The sequence below is a fragment of the Streptococcus mitis genome (genome assembly GCF_946188695.1).
Classification (GTDB): Bacteria; Bacillota; Bacilli; order Lactobacillales; family Streptococcaceae; genus Streptococcus; species Streptococcus mitis_DF.
Map to the genome: position 1 here is coordinate 243,719 of NZ_CAMHWI010000001.1, position 13,844 is coordinate 257,562.

Here is a 13,844-nt window from a genome sequence, read left to right on the forward strand (position 1 = left end):
TTTTATGATTTAATTATACCACTTTAATTTTTTTTGTAAAGGCTTTTACAAAAAAAATTACACTTTTTTCTAAAATTTTTGTAGCAAAAAAGGAGATCATTTAATCTCCTCATAAAAGTAACTAGTTTACCTAAATCTTCAAGAATCGGCGCATAGAAATTCCTGATCCCAGTGAACCGATGAAAATCCCAATCACAAATAATAGGGCAATCATCAGAGGAGTAAATACCTCCGGTGCAATCATAGAAAGATTTTGACCTACCAATGACTTATTGACAGATTGGTAAACCATTCGATAAACAATAAAGACCAACACTGATGGTGCAGTTGCTCCAAGCAAACCAATGAAGGCACCTTCAAGTAAGAAAGGTCCACGGATATAACTGTTCTTAGCACCAACCAAGCGCATGATTTGAATTTCGCGACTGCGAGAAATAATGGTGATACGAATGGTATTTGAAATCAAGAAAACTGCAATGAAAATCAAAAGTCCTGCAATAACTAATCCCCAAACACGAATAAATGATGCTAGTTGGAATAGGCGTTCTGTATTGGCACCACCATCCTGAACCTCAGACACACCTTCAATTTTTTTAGCATCCTCGGCTACAGTTTTTACATCACTTGGCGTATTTGTATCAACGATATAGGCATCATAGAGGGGGTTGGCATCTCCTTCAAAAATTTTCCAGTTGTCCCCCATTGTCTCGGTTAATTTTTCATATTGTTCTTCTTTACTTGAAAAGGTAACACTTTTAACAGTAGACATCCCCTTCAAGGCATTGTATACCTTGTGGTAGTCATTATTTGTAACAGTTTGACCTTCTTTTTCAATAGTCTCACTATTATCAGCTACATCCTTACGAATATAAACCATCACTCGAACATTATTTTCAATATCTGTAGCTAGTTTCGCTGTATTGAAAATAACAGAAGCAAATATGGCAACCAAGGTCAAAGTAATCATGACTGAGCTGACAGCAGCCACTGTCATCCAACCATTTCGTTTCAAACTTTTTAGTGATTCAAATAAATGACGAAAAAATCTACTAATCATCGTATCCATACTCTCCTTTTGATTCGTCACGAACGACACGGCCATTTTCAATGGCAATGACACGGTGGCGCAAGGTATTTACAATCTGGCTATTATGAGTCGCCATTAAAATAGTTGTCCCTTGTAGGTTAATCCGTTCCAAGAGATTCATAATTTCCCATGAATTATCAGGGTCCAAGTTTCCTGTTGGTTCATCGGCTATCAATACTTTTGGATTGTTTACAATAGCACGCGCAATCGCAATCCGCTGTTGCTCTCCACCTGAGAGTTCATTTGGGAAAGAACGAACCTTATGCTTCAATCCAACCAAGTCCAAAACTTCCATCACACGTTTTTTGATATTACGGCGATTTTCCCCGATTACTTCCATAGCGTAAGCAATATTTTCATAGACCGTTTTCTTTGGCAAGAGTTTATAGTCTTGGAAGACAACCCCAACACTACGACGTAGAAGCGGGACATCTTTCTTTTTAATCTTAACCAGATTAAAACCAGCAACTGATAGGCTTCCTTTATCGATTTTTACTTCACGATATAGAGAACGAATAAAGGTTGACTTCCCTGCTCCTGAAGGTCCTACGATGTAAGCAAATTCCCCTGGTTGAACACTGACCGAAACACCGCGTAGAGCAGTCGTTCCGTTGTCGTATTTTTTGACAACATCTCTCATTTCAATGATTGACATGTGACTTCCTTTCTATCTTAGCTAATTCGCCACTTGAGATAGGCATCGATAAAACCATCTAGGTCCCCATCCATGACCTTATCTACCTGCGCAACTTCAAAGCTAGTTCGATGATCTTTTACCATAGTATAAGGCGTAAAAACATATGAACGGATTTGGCTTCCCCATGTGATTTCCTTTTTCTCACCTTTAAGGGAATCAACTTCCGCAGCTTTCTTTTCTTGCTCCATTTGATAGAGCTTAGCCTGCAACATCTTCATGGCACGATCTCTATTTCCATACTGGGTACGATCGACCGTTGATTGGACAACAATTCCAGTTGGAATGTGGGTCAAACGCACACCTGTTGAAACCTTATTGACGTTTTGTCCACCGGCACCACCTGAACGGAAAGTATCCATCTTGATATCATCTTCCCGGATTTCCACTTCAATGGTATCATCCAACTCTGGCATCACTTCTACGGATGTGAAAGAGGTATGGCGACGTTTAGCAGAGTCAAATGGCGAAATTCGCACCAAACGGTGCACACCCATTTCTGACTTGAGAAGGCCATAGGCATTAGGACCTTCAAATGATAAGGTTACTGACTTGATACCAGCTTCATCTCCTGCTTGGTAATCCAATACTTCCACTTTAAAGCCTTTAGCATTACCATAACGAGTGTACATACGAAGTAACATATCTCCCCAGTCCTGAGCCTCTGTACCACCAGAACCTGGATGGATTTCCAAGATGGCATTATTATGGTCATAAGGTTCCGATAAGAGAAGGGTCATCTCGTAACTGGTCATCATCTTATCAAGTTCTGATAACTGTTCAACCAGTTCCTCATGCACTGACTCGTCTTCTGCTAAAAAGTCCAATAAAATTTCGACTTCATCCTGTAACTCTTCCATTTTATGGAAGGTATTGTAGGTATTTTTTAATTCATTTAATTCTTGCGACGTTTTTTGGGCCGCGATATTATCGTTCCAAAAATCAGGTTCTGTCATCTTGTTTTCCAAGATGGCAATCTCTTCCTCTAGACCTTCTAGGTCAAAGAGACCCCCTGAAAGAAGCTAATTTTTCACGATTTGCGTCAATTTTTTGACGAATTACTGAAATGTCCATAAATACTCCTTTTTTACATCATTTCATTATAGCATATTTTATCATTTCTTTCCATCTTTTGCTCTAATCCCTTTTCATGAAAAAAGAAGCCTTTCGGCTTCCCTTCTTACAAGACTTTTGCTGAAGTACGAGTGATTTCTTCTACTTGAATATTCTCTGATTCAAATTTTTCTTTCAAGGCTGGTAAATCAATCGAGCCATCGATTTGAACTTCTATAATCACCTTACCATCCTTACGAGGGATATTTACTGTATGGGAGATATTCAAGTTTTCTTCTACAATCAAAGAAACAATTTTACCAAGAACGCCAACTTCATCTTCTGTAACGAAGCGCACACGAATTCCTTCTTCACCATAACCAGCAATTTCAAGAAAGGCTTGGAAAACGTCACGATCCGTAATAACTCCGTAGACTTGATGGTTATCTACAACAGGAAGAATACCAATCTTGTTTTTCAACATTAAATAAGTTGCATCCTCAAGACTGGCATAGCCTGAAACAGTGACAACATCGCGAATCATGACATCTTTTACTTTTGTCTTATTTAGAAGATAATTCATCTCATAGATAGAAAGGCTTGTTGCTTTTGATGGACTAGCTTGGGCAATGGTGCCCTCAGTCACCAAACCAACTAATTGATCATTTTCGATAACAGGCAAGCGGTGTAATCCTTGCTCTCTCATCAAATCTGCTGCATGAGATACTGTTGTATCTGGACTAATATACACTACCTTGCGGGTCATAAAATCTTTAACTGCCATGAGACTTCTCCTTTTCTATTCTTATCCCTATTATACAATCTTTTTGTAAATCTATCAAACGCTTACATTTCTTTTTCAAAATTCAGAAAAGTATGAATAAGCTAGCAAAAAGAGCTCTGAATTCGAGCTCTGTGAATGAAGGATAGACAGCTTCATTCTGTTTTGTTTCAATGATTAGAAGCTAACCTTCCAGTGCAGATGAGAATTGCTTCGCAATCTCCATCTGCCGACTAAAAAAGGCCCCCGGACTATTAATGGTGATTACTTCATAATCCTCATCCACCGACTAAAACAATCCACTGGATTCTGATGATTGCTTCGCAATCTTCATCTGCCGACTAAAAAGGGCCCCCGGACTATAATGATGATTACTTCGTAATCCTCATCTACCGACTAAAACAATCCACTGGATTCTGATGATTGCTTCGCAATCTCTATCTGCAACCTAAACTAGTCTCCCAGACTAGTTTAGCCACCCAGATATGCTTTTCTGACTTCTTCTGATGAGGCGAGTTCTTTTCCTGTTCCTGATAGGACGATTTTCCCTGTTTCCAGTACATAGCCTCGGTCAGAGATTGCGAGTGCCTTATTGGCATTTTGTTCAATCAAGAGGACGGTTGTTCCTTGCTTCTGGATATCTTGAATGATATCAAAAATCTCTTGGATAAAGATTGGGGCAAGTCCCATTGATGGTTCATCTAAGAGAAGAAGTTTTGGTGTTGACATAAGAGCGCGTCCCATGGCAAGCATTTGTTGTTCCCCTCCTGAAAGAGTGGCTGCATCTTGGTTCTTGCGCTCTTCAAGACGTGGGAAACGTGAAAAAACTTTCTTCAAGTTAGCTTGATTTTCTTCACGATTTTTCTTCAAGAAAGCTCCCATTTCTAGATTTTCCATAACTGTCAAGCCAGGGAAGACGTGGCGTCCTTCTGGTACTTGTGAAAGACCACCTGCCACGATTTTCTGAGCTGGCATTTTTTGGATTTCTTGACCTAAAAATTCAATCTTTCCTGAACTTGGTCGAACTAGACCTGACAAGGTACGGAGAATAGTTGTCTTACCTGCACCATTGGCACCGATAAGGGATACAACTTCTCCTTCATTAACTTCAAAGCTTACATCACGGACTGCTTGGATCATGCCGTAATGCACAGAAAGATTATCAACTTTTAACATAGACATTAGGCTTCACCTCCTAGATAAGCTTCGATAACGCGTTTATTGGTCTTAATTTCGTCTGGAGTTCCCTGAGCAATCAAACGACCGTATTCAAGTACATAGATACGTTCTGTTACTTCCATGACCAGATTCATATCGTGTTCAATCAGCATGATCGTAATCTTAAATTCATCTTTGATACGACGAATTAACTCAGTCAATTCAGCAGTTTCCTGTGGGTTCATACCTGCGGCTGGTTCATCCAAAAAGAGAATTTTAGGTTCCGTAGCAAGGGCACGAACAATTTCCAAACGACGTTGTTGTCCGTAGGCAAGATTTTTAGCGAGAGTTTCTGCATCACCATCTAAATCAAAGATTTTCAGCAATTCCAAAGCCTTAGCCTTTAATTCTTTTTCACTCTTGTAAAAAGCTGGTAGGCGTAAGAAACTAGCAAAAACATGTTGTTTGTGATGGTTGCCAAAGGCAATCAAAACATTGTCCAAAACTGTTAAATCTTTAAAGAGACGGATATTTTGGAAAGTACGTCCAAGTCCCAAAGAAGCAATCTTATAAGGTGACTTCCCATTTAAAAGGTGACCATCAAGGGTAACAGTTCCCTCACTTGGTTCATAAACACCGGTCAAGAGGTTGAAAAGGGTGGTTTTCCCAGCTCCGTTTGGACCGATTAGTCCAACCAATTCCCCCTCGTTCAATTCAAGAGTCACATCTCCAACAGCTGTTAGACCGCCAAAATGTTTGGTTAACTGTTTTACTTCAAGTAATGCCATTAGTTTTGTTCCTCCTTTTTAGATTTTTTAAAGAAACGTGATAGGCTCAATTCCCATGTTCCAAGGAGTCCACCTGGTCTGAAAATCATTACCAATACCAAGGCCAAAGCGTAGATAATCATACGCACGCTGGCAACATCTTGGAGAAGCATATTCAAAATTCCAAGGACAATAGCTGAAACGATGGCACCTGTAATGGAACCAAGTCCACCAAATACAACAATAATCAGAACATTGATTGAGTTAATGAAGGTGTAATCTTTCGGTACAACAGAGCCGATAAATCCTGCCTGAAGTGACCCAGCAATACTTGCAGTAATAGCACCAAAGACAAAAGCGATAATTTTAATTTTAGTCGTATTAACCCCAACTGACTCAGCAGCGATTTCATCCTCACGAACGGATAGGGTTGATCGACCAATCGGGCTACGCAAGAAGTTCAAGGTTGCAATGGTTGTAATTACGACAAAGAAGTAAACCATTGGCCAAGTTGTAAAGTTTGGAATTCCCAAGATACCTGCCGCACCATTTGTAAGGCTTCCACCATTAATGATAAAGATACGGATAATTTCAGAAACACCTAGAGTCGCTACCGCAAGATAGTCGCCCTTCAAACGCAAGGTTGGAATTCCGACAAGTAAGGCAACTGCTCCTGAAAGCAAAGCTCCTACAAGCATAGCTCCAAAGAAGGAACCATAGGTTGGTGATTTAGAACCAATAATTGCTGCTGCATAGGCACCAATCGCCATGAAACCAGCATGACCAAGTGAAAATTGTCCTGAAAAACCAACGATTAAGTTGAGACCAACAGCCAGAATAATATTAATTCCAATTTGTTGTAAAATCTGTACATAGAATAGGTTGAGTACTCCGACTGAAACCAGTACACTAATCAAGCCATAGCCAGCTAACAAAAGGAGTAACCATAGAATATTAACTTTTAAATTTTCTTTCATCGTTTACACCTTCTCTTTCACATTTTTACCAAGGATACCAGCTGGGCGGACAATCAAGATTAACAATAAGATTCCATAAACAATGGCATCACGGAAGTCGGACATCCCAAAGGCTGTCGCAAAGGTTTCCAATAGACCAATGACAAAGCCACCAAGAGCCGCACCAGGAATGATTCCGATACCACCAAGTACCGCGGCAACGAAAGACTTAAGACCTGGAGTAACTCCCATCAAAGGCTCAAGAGAGTTATAATAGAGGGCAATCAGAACACCAGCCGCACCCGCAAGAGCTGAACCCAAAGCGAAGGTAAAGCTGATAGTACGGTTGACGTTGATCCCCATCAATTGCGCTGCATCGCTATCTACAGATACTGCACGCATGGCTTTCCCCATCTTGGTCTTTTGAACAATAACTTGTAACAAAATCATCAAAATCAAGGAAATTGCCAAGATCATTAACTGAACGTTTGTTAAGCTAATTGGTCCCAAATCATAGCGAACTGTTTGAATTGCTTGAGGGAAGGCACGAGTATTAGCACCAACCAGATAGACCATCCCATACTCTAATAGGAAGGAAACCCCAATAGCTGTAATCAAAACAGCAATACGAGTAGAGTGACGCAAAGGTCGGTAAGCAAGGAACTCAATCACAACACCAAGAATAGCTGTCGCTAGCATAGCTACAATAAGAGCTACAAAGAAATTCATTTGGAAAGAATTAATCAAGAAATAACCGATAAAGGCTCCCATCATATAAATATCACCGTGGGCGAAGTTGATGAGCTTGATAATTCCGTAAACCATGGTATATCCTAGGGCTAACAGCGCATAAACACTACCTAGAATCAAACCATTTACTAGTTGTTGGAGCATAAGATTCACTCTTTCTATTTATAATTTCGAGGGTTTTCCCTCATTTTTTGATAGGTTCTTAAACATCGAAACAGGGAGTGAGTCCGAGGCTCATTCCCTATTTCAACATTTTCTATTATGGTTTTACAACTTCTGCTGCTTCAACCTTACCATTGTTCATGGTCATCATGTAAGCAGTTTTGACTGTGTTGTGGTCTGCATCGAAGCTTGTTTGACCAGTTACACCTTCAAAATCTTTTGTTTTAGCAAGGTTATCCTTGATTTCGCCAGAGTTTTTAGCACCTTTTGCTGCGTTTGCTACAAGGTGAACTGAGTCATAAGCCAAGGCTGCAAATGTTGAAGGCTCTTCGTTGTACTTAGCACGGTAAGCATCAAGGAAGGCTTTTGCTTTAGCCGAAACTTCTACAGTAGTTGAGAAGCCTGAGATAAAGTAGATGTTTGATGCTTTTTCAGCAGTTGCTTGTTGTACAAACTCTTCACCGTTGAATCCATCACCACCAACGATTGGTTTGTCAATTCCCATACCACGCGCTTGGTTTACAATTTTACCAGCTTCAGTGTAGTAACCAGGGACGATGATAGCATCAAAATCTTTCCCTTTCATTTTTGTAAGGGCTGCTTGGAAGTCTGTGTCACCTGCTACGAAAGTTTCATCAGCAACGATTTCACCCTTGTAAGCTTCACGGAAGGCTTTGGCAATACCTTTAGCATAGTCACTGGCATTGTCAGTGTAAAGAACAACTTTCTTAGCTTGCAATTTATCAGTAACATAGTTTGAGATAATTTTTCCTTGGAAGCTATCTTGGAAAGTTCCGATAAAGAGGTAATCTTGACCTTTAGTCAATCCATCTTGAGTCGCACTTGGTGAGATCAATGGAACACCTGCTTTTGTAGCGTTCGCTACCGCAGCTGCAGTTGCACCAGATGTCGCAGGTCCTACGATTGCTGATACTTTAGATTGAGTTACAAGGTTAGTTGTTACTGAAGCCGCCTCAGCTGTTTCAGACTTGTTATCTTTATCGACTACTTCGATTTGTTTTCCATCGATACCACCTGCTGCATTGATTTCATCAACAGCAAGTTGAGCACCTTTTTGTTCAGATGTTCCGTAAGCTGCTACGGCACCAGTTTCTTCGAAGTTAAATCCGATTTTGATTGTCTTTTCATCTACTGAGTTACCAGCAGCGTTTGACGCTCCAGACTTCACTTCTCCACAGGCTGCAAGAAGTGCTACACTTGCAAGAGCCACAAACGATAGGGCAAATTTTTTCTTCATCTTTTTTGTCTCCTTATTTCTTAAATAAATAGCATGTTAAGAATATACCGAATTATCAGAAAATTGTCAACACTTTTCTTGAACTTTTTCGATGATAACGTTTTCCTCTCGATAAAGATTGCCCACAAAAGGTGTTTCCAGCTCTTGGATATGACAAACTCTCACTTTTTTTATAAATTTTTCCTTGCTCAAGTGTCCGACCAATTGCTCCACTTCTTGAGTTGGAACATAGAGTTGTAAGTAACGATGTTTCTTGGAATGATAGGTAATATCTCCATAATCCTGCAATTTTTTGGCATCACGATTATAGTAAAGATAGATAATCAAGCCGGATCGATTGACTTTTTCAAACATGATAAATCCTCTTTCTAAGAAATTTCTCCTTATTATACCAAAAAAAGCAAACCCAGTCGAGTTTGCCTTCTTTCATCATTAGTTCAATGAATTGTTGGCCATGATTTCATCAATAAAGCCATATTCAAGTGTTTCTTGAGCACTCATCCAGTTATCGCGTTCTGCATCTGCATGAACTTTTTCGATTGACTGACCTGAATTTTCAGCCAAGATTTTTTCCAAGGTGTTACGAGTTTTAAGCAAGTGTTCTGCAGCGATAGCCATATCGGTTTGCTGAGTACCACCACCTGTACCACCCATTGGTTGGTGGATCATGTATTCCGCATTTGGAAGCATGAAACGTTTGCCTTTTGCTCCACTTGATGCAATCACAGTCCCCATAGATGCAGCCATTCCCATAACGATGGTTTGGACATCTGCCTTGATAAAGTTCATGGTATCAACGATTGCCAAACCAGCTGAAACAGAACCACCAGGTGTGTTTACATAAAGGTAAATATCTTTTGTACTATCTTGGGCATCCAAGAAAAGCAACTGAGCAATAACTGAGTTGGCCATGTTGTCTTCAACTGGGCCTATCAGCATGATGATGCGGTCTTTGAGAAGACGTGAGTAAATATCGTAGGAACGTTCTCCACGGCTTGTTTGTTCAATAACTACAGGAATCATTCATTTCTCCTTTTGAGTTTTATTTTTGTTGGTCAAATGACTGAAGATAAGACTATTATAATATCTTGGTCAAAAAAGGTCAAATTTTTGCTCTGCTTTCATTAGACAGAAACAAAAATTCAACCTCCTTCCACGACTGGAAATTCCTTTCCAAGTCAATCCTTTTTAATTCTATTTCGTACCGAACAAGCGGTCTCCAGCATCTCCAAGACCTGGAACGATATAACCGTGTTCATTCAAACGATCATCCAAGGCTGCTGTAAAGATTTCTACATCTGGATGAGCTTCTTGAAGGGCTTTTACACCTTCTGGAGCAGATACAAGGCAGACAAATTTGATATTTGATGCGCCACGTTTTTTAAGAGAATCAACAGCTAAGATTGCTGAGCCACCTGTTGCCAACATTGGGTCTACGACAAAAATTTGACGTTGGTCAATATCTTCAGGCAATTTCACTAGGTACTCGACTGGTTGAAGCGTTTCTTCATCACGGTACATACCGATGTGCCCAACTTTAGCAGCTGGAACCAAGCTCAAGAGTCCATCGACCATCCCGATACCCGCACGCAAGATTGGAACGATGGCCAATTTCTTACCTGCCAATTGTTTTTGAACTGTTTTTGTGATTGGTGTTTCGATTTCCACATCTTCTAGTGGAAGATCACGAAGTACTTCATACCCCATCAACATTGCAATCTCATCTACTAGCTCACGAAAAGCTTTTGTAGAAGTATCTGTACGACGCAAGATTGACAATTTGTGTTGAATCAGTGGATGATTAATAACTTCAATTTTTCCCATTTTTGGAATTCCTTCTTTCAATTTATTCTTCTTATTATACCAAAAAACGGTTTAAAAATCTTTCTAAACCATTTATTTTTGATAATTTTTACATTAAATCTGCCTGTTTAAGAGCTTCCTGTACTATCTCAAGTGGTAGATGGGTCAATTCTGTCCCTTTTTCTTGATAAAGGTATTGGGCATAGTCATCCATTCGGTACTGGTTGATATAAACCACGCGCTTACAGCCGACCTGGAGCAATTGTTTAGTACAGTTCAGACAAGGAAAATGCGTCACATAGGCCGTAAAACCTTTAGGAACACCACGTTCTGCACCTTGGAGAATGGCATTAACCTCAGCGTGAAGGGTACGAACACAGTGGCCTTCAATGACCAGACATTCATGGTCAATACAATGCTCAGTCCCTGACACCGAACCATTGTAACCAGTGGAAATCACCTTATTATCCTTTACCAGAATTGCGCCCACTTTGGCACGTTTACAAGTGGAACGATTGGCAATTAGTAGGGCTTGGGCTGCAAAATACTCATCCCAGGCCAGTCTTTTTTCAGTCATATCTCTTCTCCTTTTTCTCTATTTTTTAAAAAATGGTAACCGTAAGTCTGCAATCTTTTCAGCTGGTACCTTCATGCCATCCTTGATCCATTTTAAGAGGACAGAGACGATAGCAGAACTCCAGAAGGAATGAAGATAAGAGCTGACACCTTTTGATTTTCCATGGTATTTTTCTAGAAATTCCTGCATAGCTTGGACAAAGATTTTTTCCAGATGGTAATCCAAGGCCAATTGAATCACTCTTGCTTCCTTTCTGACCTCCCGGAAAAGGTGAACCCAGACCAGATAAAGGTCTGTCTTTAAATCGTAATGATGCAGCTGTTCCATAATATTGTGGACAGTTCGTTTAAAGACACTTTCTAAAATCTCCTCTTTGGAATCATAATTGCGATAAAAGGCCGCGCGCGAAACGCCTGCACGCTTAACCAATTCAGAAATACTAATCTTGGTCAGGTCCTTTTTTTCCAAGAGTTGCAAGAGAGCTGTTTCAATGGCTTCTCTGGTTAATAAATTGGATTCTTGGTTTGATTTTCTGAGATTTTCAAGAGACTTTTCAGAGATTCTACGTTCAGACATAACATTTTCTTTCTACTTGTCACAACAGACGGATGAGGCTTTTGTTTCAAGGGTTTTCATGATATAATTGTAAAAAAAGACAGAACCTTTGTCAATGTATAACTGACAAAGATGGAGAATTCTATGACTTGGAAGATTATTGCTGACTCTGGTTGTGATTACCGTCAGCTGGAGACACCAGCTATTGACACAACCTTTGTAAGTGTCCCCTTAACCATTCAAGTAGCTGATCAGGTCTTTGTTGATGATGCCAGTCTTGACATTGACCAAATGATGGAAACCATGTATGCAACCGCAGAAGCTTCAAAATCAGCTTGTCCAAGCCCAGATGATTATTTGCGAGCATTTGAAGGTGCCAAAAACATTTTCCTAGTAACCATTACTGATACTCTTTCTGGCAGCCACAATAGTGCTCAACTAGCTAAGAATATTTATCTGGAAGAACATCCTGATACTAAAATTCATGTAATTGATAGTTTGTCTGCTGGTGGGGAAGTTGACTTGCTCGTAGAAAAATTGAATGACTTGATTGACCAGGGCTTGTCTTTTGAAGAAGTGGTTGAAGCTATCACTGCCTATCAAGAAAAAACCAAGTTACTTTTTGTCCTAGCCAAAGTCGATAACTTGGTGAAGAACGGCCGTTTGAGCAAGCTTATCGGTACAGTCGTTGGTCTTCTCAACATCCGTATGGTTGGAGAAGCTAGTGAAACAGGAACTCTCGAATTACTACAAAAAGCACGAGGAGCAAAGAAATCGATTCAGGCAGCCTATGAAGAGTTAGTAAAAGCTGGATATGCTGGTGGACGTATTATCATGGCCCAACGCAATAACGAAAAATGTTGCCAACAACTCTCAGAGCGAATTCGAGAAACCTTCCCACATGCCGATATTAAAATTCTCCCAACATCTGGTCTCTGCAGTTTCTATGCAGAAGATGGTGGTTTACTGATGGGATATGAAATTGACTAATTGCATTCTTGACAAGAGGTGACCATCATCTCTTGTTTTTTTGTGGTACAATAGAGCTATGAAATATTTTGATACTATTGTCATCGGTGGAGGACCTGCTGGTATGATGGCTACGATTTCCAGTAGCTTTTATGGACAGAAAACCCTCCTCATCGAAAAAAATCGGAAACTTGGGAAAAAATTGGCTGGGACTGGTGGAGGACGTTGCAATGTGACCAACAATGGTAGCTTGGACGACCTGCTAGCTGGCATCCCTGGAAATGGGCGCTTTCTCTACAGTGTCTTCTCCCAATTTGATAACCATGATATCATTAACTTTTTTACGGAAAATGGGGTTAAACTTAAAGTCGAGGACCACGGACGCGTCTTTCCTTCTAGTGACAAGTCTCGGACCATTATCGAAGCCTTGGAAAAGAAAATCACTGAGCTAGGTGGTCAAGTTGCTACTCAAACCGAGATTGTTTCGGTTAAGAAGGTGGATGACCAATTTGTTCTTAAATCAACTGACCAAATCTTCACTTGTGATAAACTGATTGTCACAACTGGCGGAAAATCCTATCCTTCCACAGGCTCGACTGGTTTCGGTCACGAAATTGCCCGTCATTTTAAACACACCATTACCGAGCTTGAAGCCGCTGAAAGTCCTTTGTTGACAGATTTTCCACACAAGGCCTTGCAGGGGATTTCACTAGACGATGTGACCTTAAGCTATGGCAAGCATGTCATCACGCATGATCTGCTCTTTACCCACTTTGGTTTGTCTGGCCCTGCTGCCCTACGTATGTCTAGCTTTGTCAAGGGTGGGGAAGTTCTCTCATTGGATGTTTTGCCTCAACTTTCTGAGAAGGACTTGGCTGCATTCCTAGAAGAAAACCGGGAAAAATCCTTGAAAAATGCCTTGAAAACTTTGCTTCCAGAACGCTTGGCAGAATTTTTTGTGCAAGGCTATCCTGAAAAAGTCAAACAACTGACTGAAAAGGAACGCGAACAACTTCTCCAGTCTATCAAGGAACTCAAAATCCCTGTTACTGGAAAAATGTCCCTGGCCAAGTCCTTCGTCACAAAAGGGGGCGTCAGTCTCAAGGAAATCAATCCCAAAACTCTGGAAAGTAAGCTGGTGCCTGGGCTCCACTTTGCTGGCGAGGTACTAGATATCAATGCCCACACGGGTGGCTTTAACATCACTTCTGCTCTCTGTACCGGCTGGGTGGCGGGATCAAACCCAATCTAAATCTAAATTATTCAATGGCTAA

16 protein-coding genes are annotated in these 13,844 nt (G+C 40.5%); 2 read left to right on the top strand and 14 right to left on the bottom strand.

The annotated features are described in order from the left end of the window. Positions 1 to 130: 130 nt before the first annotated feature. From ftsX to N8L33_RS01215, 14 genes are all read right to left on the bottom strand, one after another. Positions 131 to 1,057 (bottom strand): permease-like cell division protein FtsX, encoded by a 927-nt coding sequence (ftsX, locus tag N8L33_RS01150; RefSeq protein ID WP_000625550.1) that lies wholly within the window; start codon positions 1,055 to 1,057, stop codon positions 131 to 133. Then, entirely contained in the window at positions 1,050 to 1,742 is a 693-nt protein-coding gene (ftsE, locus tag N8L33_RS01155; RefSeq protein ID WP_000022265.1) for a cell division ATP-binding protein FtsE, read from the bottom strand. Before ftsE ends, ftsX begins: the two co-directional genes overlap by 8 nt. A gap of 17 nt (positions 1,743 to 1,759) precedes the next feature. Beyond that, a protein-coding gene (gene prfB / locus N8L33_RS01160; RefSeq protein WP_100069222.1) for a peptide chain release factor 2 occupies positions 1,760 to 2,855 on the bottom strand; the annotation gives its coding sequence in 2 pieces (ribosomal slippage) (positions 1,760 to 2,782 and positions 2,784 to 2,855; 1,095 coding nt in all). A gap of 106 nt (positions 2,856 to 2,961) precedes the next feature. After that, positions 2,962 to 3,618, bottom strand: a complete 657-nt coding sequence (locus N8L33_RS01165; RefSeq protein ID WP_000268666.1) for a CBS domain-containing protein — start codon at positions 3,616 to 3,618, stop codon at positions 2,962 to 2,964. 468 nt (positions 3,619 to 4,086) lie between these two features. Then, a complete protein-coding gene (locus N8L33_RS01170) occupies positions 4,087 to 4,797 on the bottom strand; it encodes an ABC transporter ATP-binding protein (RefSeq protein ID WP_000062200.1) in 711 nt (236 codons plus the stop codon). Next, entirely contained in the window at positions 4,797 to 5,561 is a 765-nt protein-coding gene (locus N8L33_RS01175; RefSeq protein WP_001185997.1) for an ABC transporter ATP-binding protein, read from the bottom strand. Before N8L33_RS01175 ends, N8L33_RS01170 begins: the two co-directional genes overlap by 1 nt. Continuing rightward, positions 5,561 to 6,517, bottom strand: coding sequence for a branched-chain amino acid ABC transporter permease (locus tag N8L33_RS01180; RefSeq protein WP_261045910.1), 957 nt, complete (start codon positions 6,515 to 6,517; stop codon positions 5,561 to 5,563). The genes N8L33_RS01175 and N8L33_RS01180 overlap by 1 nt, the downstream gene beginning before the upstream one ends. 3 nt (positions 6,518 to 6,520) lie before the next feature. Continuing rightward, entirely contained in the window at positions 6,521 to 7,390 is an 870-nt protein-coding gene (locus tag N8L33_RS01185; protein WP_000941421.1) for a branched-chain amino acid ABC transporter permease, read from the bottom strand. 115 nt (positions 7,391 to 7,505) lie between these two features. Next, positions 7,506 to 8,666, bottom strand: coding sequence for an ABC transporter substrate-binding protein (locus tag N8L33_RS01190; RefSeq protein ID WP_261058074.1), 1,161 nt, complete (start codon positions 8,664 to 8,666; stop codon positions 7,506 to 7,508). Between the two features lie 66 nt (positions 8,667 to 8,732). Next, complete coding sequence (locus tag N8L33_RS01195) at positions 8,733 to 9,020, bottom strand: YlbG family protein (RefSeq protein ID WP_049492230.1); 288 nt, start codon at positions 9,018 to 9,020, stop codon at positions 8,733 to 8,735. A 78-nt stretch (positions 9,021 to 9,098) separates the two neighbouring features. Then, positions 9,099 to 9,689, bottom strand: a complete 591-nt coding sequence (gene clpP / locus N8L33_RS01200) for an ATP-dependent Clp protease proteolytic subunit ClpP (RefSeq protein ID WP_261058075.1) — start codon at positions 9,687 to 9,689, stop codon at positions 9,099 to 9,101. Between the two features lie 171 nt (positions 9,690 to 9,860). Continuing rightward, positions 9,861 to 10,490: a uracil phosphoribosyltransferase gene (gene upp / locus N8L33_RS01205; protein WP_064276977.1), complete on the bottom strand. Its 630-nt coding sequence runs from the start codon at positions 10,488 to 10,490 to the stop codon at positions 9,861 to 9,863. An 88-nt stretch (positions 10,491 to 10,578) separates the two neighbouring features. Next, positions 10,579 to 11,046 carry a deoxycytidylate deaminase gene (locus tag N8L33_RS01210; protein WP_261058076.1) on the bottom strand — a complete coding sequence of 156 codons (468 nt, stop codon included), beginning with the start codon at positions 11,044 to 11,046 and terminating at the stop codon, positions 10,579 to 10,581. An 18-nt stretch (positions 11,047 to 11,064) separates the two neighbouring features. Continuing rightward, positions 11,065 to 11,622, bottom strand: a complete 558-nt coding sequence (locus N8L33_RS01215; RefSeq protein WP_261058077.1) for a TetR/AcrR family transcriptional regulator — start codon at positions 11,620 to 11,622, stop codon at positions 11,065 to 11,067. A gap of 123 nt (positions 11,623 to 11,745) precedes the next feature. Here N8L33_RS01215 and N8L33_RS01220 point away from each other — a divergent pair, with 123 nt between their 5' ends. After that, on the top strand, positions 11,746 to 12,591 hold the full coding sequence (locus N8L33_RS01220; RefSeq protein WP_261058078.1) for a DegV family protein: 846 nt from the start codon (positions 11,746 to 11,748) through the stop codon (positions 12,589 to 12,591). Positions 12,592 to 12,649: 58 nt separating this feature from the next. Then, on the top strand, positions 12,650 to 13,822 hold the full coding sequence (gene aao / locus N8L33_RS01225; RefSeq protein WP_261058079.1) for an aminoacetone oxidase: 1,173 nt from the start codon (positions 12,650 to 12,652) through the stop codon (positions 13,820 to 13,822). Positions 13,823 to 13,844 lie beyond the last annotated feature (22 nt).

Coding starts and splice junctions, on each gene's coding strand:
- N8L33_RS01175 (WP_001185997.1), bottom strand. CDS start 5,561: ATGGCATTACTTGAAGTAAAACAGTTAACCAAACATTTTGGCGGTCTA.
- N8L33_RS01165 (WP_000268666.1), bottom strand. CDS start 3,618: ATGGCAGTTAAAGATTTTATGACCCGCAAGGTAGTGTATATTAGTCCA.
- N8L33_RS01170 (WP_000062200.1), bottom strand. CDS start 4,797: ATGTCTATGTTAAAAGTTGATAATCTTTCTGTGCATTACGGCATGATC.
- ftsX (WP_000625550.1), bottom strand. CDS start 1,057: ATGATTAGTAGATTTTTTCGTCATTTATTTGAATCACTAAAAAGTTTG.
- clpP (WP_261058075.1), bottom strand. CDS start 9,689: ATGATTCCTGTAGTTATTGAACAAACAAGCCGTGGAGAACGTTCCTAC.
- upp (WP_064276977.1), bottom strand. CDS start 10,490: ATGGGAAAAATTGAAGTTATTAATCATCCACTGATTCAACACAAATTG.
- ftsE (WP_000022265.1), bottom strand. CDS start 1,742: ATGTCAATCATTGAAATGAGAGATGTTGTCAAAAAATACGACAACGGA.
- N8L33_RS01185 (WP_000941421.1), bottom strand. CDS start 7,390: ATGCTCCAACAACTAGTAAATGGTTTGATTCTAGGTAGTGTTTATGCG.
- N8L33_RS01190 (WP_261058074.1), bottom strand. CDS start 8,666: ATGAAGAAAAAATTTGCCCTATCGTTTGTGGCTCTTGCAAGTGTAGCA.
- N8L33_RS01220 (WP_261058078.1), top strand. CDS start 11,746: ATGACTTGGAAGATTATTGCTGACTCTGGTTGTGATTACCGTCAGCTG.
- N8L33_RS01180 (WP_261045910.1), bottom strand. CDS start 6,517: ATGAAAGAAAATTTAAAAGTTAATATTCTATGGTTACTCCTTTTGTTA.
- N8L33_RS01210 (WP_261058076.1), bottom strand. CDS start 11,046: ATGACTGAAAAAAGACTGGCCTGGGATGAGTATTTTGCAGCCCAAGCC.
- aao (WP_261058079.1), top strand. CDS start 12,650: ATGAAATATTTTGATACTATTGTCATCGGTGGAGGACCTGCTGGTATG.
- N8L33_RS01215 (WP_261058077.1), bottom strand. CDS start 11,622: ATGTCTGAACGTAGAATCTCTGAAAAGTCTCTTGAAAATCTCAGAAAA.
- N8L33_RS01195 (WP_049492230.1), bottom strand. CDS start 9,020: ATGTTTGAAAAAGTCAATCGATCCGGCTTGATTATCTATCTTTACTAT.